The sequence below is a fragment of the Rhizobacter sp. P2_D12 genome, from assembly GCF_056404395.1.
Genome location: NZ_JBFUEB010000222.1, coordinates 1 through 3,606 on the forward strand (window position 1 = coordinate 1; position 3,606 = coordinate 3,606).

Below are 3,606 nucleotides of genomic sequence, written 5' to 3' on the forward strand. Positions count from 1 at the left end.
GGCCACGCCCGCCGCGGCCGCGCGCCCGGGCGCCGCCACCGGCGGCCGCTGGGTGCGCCGCGGCAACCGCATCGTCATCTTCGGCGCCTGAACCGCCATGGCCATCGGTGCCTATCCCGCGTGGTTCCTGATGCAGGAATCGCGAGCGCTGCTGACGCGGCTGGCGCGGGTCAAGCCCTTCGCGCTGGTCGAGCCCATGCTGCCCGCGGCCAACCTGCTGCCGGCCGCGCAGAGCGCGATCGAAGGCCACCTGATCGCCGGCCGGCGCGAGCTGCGCCGCCTGGTCCACGGCTTCATGGACTGGCTCGCCGGCAGCGCCGCGCAACGCGCCAGCGCCGCCGAGGCGCAGCGCCGCTTCGCCTACCTGCGGCTCAAGTTCAACGCCGTGCTGACGCAGTTCGATCTCTTCAGCGACGTCGTCACGCAGCGCAGCGAGAACGAGAGCGGCGTCTGGCTGTCCGGCCTGGACGTGCTGTCGGCCGACGCGCTCGCGCTGCGCGGCGGCTACTACCGCGCCCCGCCGGTGGTCTGCTACCTGGACCGCGGGCCCGGTGCGGCCATCCGCCGCGCGCGCACGCGGCTGCCCGGCGGCGGCACCAGCCCGGTGGCGGTGATCCGCATGCCGCGCGAACGCATGATCGGCAGCGGCATCGCGTCGTCGCTGGTGCACGAGGTCGGCCACCAGGCCGCGGCGTTGCTCGGCCTGGTCGACTCGCTGCGGCCGGTGCTGCGCGGGCTGCAGCACGGCGCCGGCGACGGCGCGGTGGCCTGGCGCCTGTACGAGCGCTGGATCAGCGAGATCGTGGCCGACTTCTGGTCGGTCGCGCGCATCGGCGTGGCCGCACCGACCGGGCTGATGGCCGTGGTCAGCCTGCCGCGCGCCTTCGTCTTCCGCATCAACGTCGACGACCCGCACCCGGTGCCGTGGCTGCGCGTGAAGCTCAGCTGCGCGATGGGCGATGCGCTGTACCCGCATCCGCAGTGGGCCCGGCTGGCCGCGATGTGGGAGGCCTTCTACCCGACGCACGGGCTGGACGCCGAATCGCTGCGCCTGCTGCAGCGCCTGCAAGCCGTGATGCCGGCCTTCGTCAGCGTGCTGGTGCAGCACCGCCCGGCGGCGCTGCGCGGCCGCACGCTGGCCCAGGTGCTGGACGTCGCCGAGCGGCGGCCGGCGCGGCTCGCGCTGCTGTTCCGGGCCTGGTCGCGACTGCCGGCGCTCATGTACCGGGCACCGCCGTCGCTGGTCTTCGCGGTCATCGGCCAGGCGCGCAGCGACAACCGGCTCAGCCCTGAAGACGAATCGCTGCTGCTGGGCAAGCTGCTCACGCACTGGGCACTCGCCAGCACGCTGGACACCTCGCAGGCCTGCGCCGCGGCGCCGCGCTGCAACGTCACCCGCCTCACTTTCACCGAAGGAGAACCCTGATGAGCAAGCACCACCACGACCATGATCCCGATCGCCGGTCCTCGATCGAGGTCCGGGTGCGCGACGCCGGCGGCGCGCAGCGCCCGATCGCCAATGCCCAGGTCGGGCTGTTCGATGCCGGCACACTCGCCGGCGGAACGACGCTGCCCGACATGCCGGCGCTGCAACTCAAGCGCAGCGACGACGACGGCCGGCTGCGTTTCGACGGCGTCGTGCCGGGCACCTACAAGCTCGGCTTCCTGCACCACCCGCTGCACTACTCGCAAAGCTTCACGGTCGGCGACGACGGCGCGTGCACGCAGTGCCTGGAGCCGGAGATCAACGCCCAGCTCGAGACGCACTGGCTGTCGCGCGATTGCGAGGAGCTGGATTGCCGCGTGCCCCAGGTCGGCGACCACCTGAGGGCCACCGTCAGCCACGTCAGCGACAGCCAGCTGCACACCGTGCCGCCCCACGGCTCGGCCACGATGTCGAAGGACGCCAGCGCCGCCACGTTCTCGACCGCCGCGACGCGCGCCGGCCGCTTCGACTTCGCCTGGGCGCTGCACTCCCCGGCCCAGGGCATCGCCGCGGGGCAGCCGCCGGCCGTGCTGACGCTGTCCCAGGAAGGCCACGTCGCGCCGGTGCCGGCGCAGCCCGTCTCGGGCCAGCTCGGCATCGCGCTCACGCGCACCGAGACCGAAGCGACCGAAGACCTGCCGCTGTGGCTGGCCATCCGCAACGGCACCGACGCGCTGGGGTTCAACCACTACCTGCGCTTCATGGACGTGCTGTTCGGCGGCCACCGCCACGGCCCGCGCCACGGTGGCCACGGCGGCCGCGGTTTCGACGCCGAACGCGAGGCCTTCGAGACGCTGAAGCTCAAGCGCTTCCTGCCCTTCAACGACAGCGACTCCTACCGCGTGCTGAAGGCCGCGACCGAGGCCTTCGTGATGGTCAACTGCGGCGTGCTGCAGGGTGGGGAACACGACAAGGCCTTCCGGCCGCGCCACGACAACGCCTACCTCGACCGGCGCGACCTGCCCGCCTTCGACGACCTGCGCGGCGCCTTCGACGGCTACCTCGAGCGGCCGGGCGGCATCCTGCCCTACCTGGCGCTGGTGGCGCGCAAGCTGCCCGACATCCCGATCATCGAGGGCAACCCCGACGGCGCCAACCTGGCGGTCGGCTTCGTGCACGAGAAGCTGGCCAACCCCTGCCTGGTCGAGCTGATCTGGTCGTACTGGCACGAAGAGGCGATGCTGGTGCAGACCATGAATGCGGTGACGCGGCGCTTCTCGAACCGCGCCGCGCCGAACACGCCCGACCCGCTGGCCAATCTCGAGATCGACCCGCTGCGGCCGCTGAACAGCCTGCTGTGGGGCTACACGCAGGACGAGCAGCACCGGCTGGGCGTCAACCGCCGCAACCTCGAGTACGCCCACCAGTACGGCCTGAGCCTGCGCGGCAAGGCCGTGAAGGACTACCGCAGCGCCGACACGCGCTCGCAGTTCCTCGAGGGATTCCACCACCTGCTGCGCCTGCTGACGGTGTTCTACAAGCAGGACGACGACACCACGGTCAAGGCCGACGCCTTCCCGGTGCTGAACGCGCTGAAGGAGGTGCACCTGGTGATGTCGCAGGGCGCGCACAACAACTTCGGCGAGCTGGCGACCACCGCGCGCATCGAGATGCTGATGCAGCAATGGCTGCTCGGCCGGCCCGAGTTCCGCGAGTTCCTGCCGAGCCGGATCATGGTGGCCTATCCCGAGCCGTGGATGGACCGCGTCGACGCGATGAAGAAGCTGCAGGGCTGGACCGATACCAGCGTCGTGCACTTCCGCAACCTCGCGATCTTCGGCGAGCAGGTGATGCTGTCGATCCGCTTCGGCGCCTGGAGCGAGGTCTACGAGCCGACCCAGGCCTTCAACTGGGCGCGCTTCTGGCGGCCGCAGGTGCAGGGCTACATCCACGCCTACCGCGCGGCCACCGGCATCGATCTCGCCAGCGAGACCTTCGACCCGAGTGCCGATGCGATGCTGCCCTCGCTGCTGATGCAGCGCCGGCTGGCCCAGCAGCAGCGCAACGCCTGACGGAGCCGCGGCCATGCTCGACTTCACGTCGGCGCTGTACCTGGGCCTGCGCCACCCGCTGGGCAGCAGCCGCCCCTGGGCGGCCCTGAGCCTGGGCCGGCCCGCGGC

At 71.7% G+C, this 3,606-nt stretch carries 2 protein-coding genes; both read left to right on the plus strand.

The window, feature by feature from the left end:
- The first annotated feature begins 97 nt into the window (after positions 1 to 97).
- Entirely contained in the window at positions 98 to 1,426 is a 1,329-nt protein-coding gene (locus tag AC1DYN_RS31785) for a hypothetical protein (protein WP_477966674.1), read from the plus strand.
- Positions 1,426 to 3,498, plus strand: coding sequence for a carboxypeptidase-like regulatory domain-containing protein (locus tag AC1DYN_RS31790; protein ID WP_477966676.1), 2,073 nt, complete (start codon positions 1,426 to 1,428; stop codon positions 3,496 to 3,498). Before AC1DYN_RS31785 ends, AC1DYN_RS31790 begins: the two co-directional genes overlap by 1 nt.
- The last annotated feature ends 108 nt before the right edge of the window (positions 3,499 to 3,606 follow it).

Coding starts and splice junctions, on each gene's coding strand:
- AC1DYN_RS31790 (WP_477966676.1), top strand. CDS start 1,426: ATGAGCAAGCACCACCACGACCATGATCCCGATCGCCGGTCCTCGATC.
- AC1DYN_RS31785 (WP_477966674.1), top strand. CDS start 98: ATGGCCATCGGTGCCTATCCCGCGTGGTTCCTGATGCAGGAATCGCGA.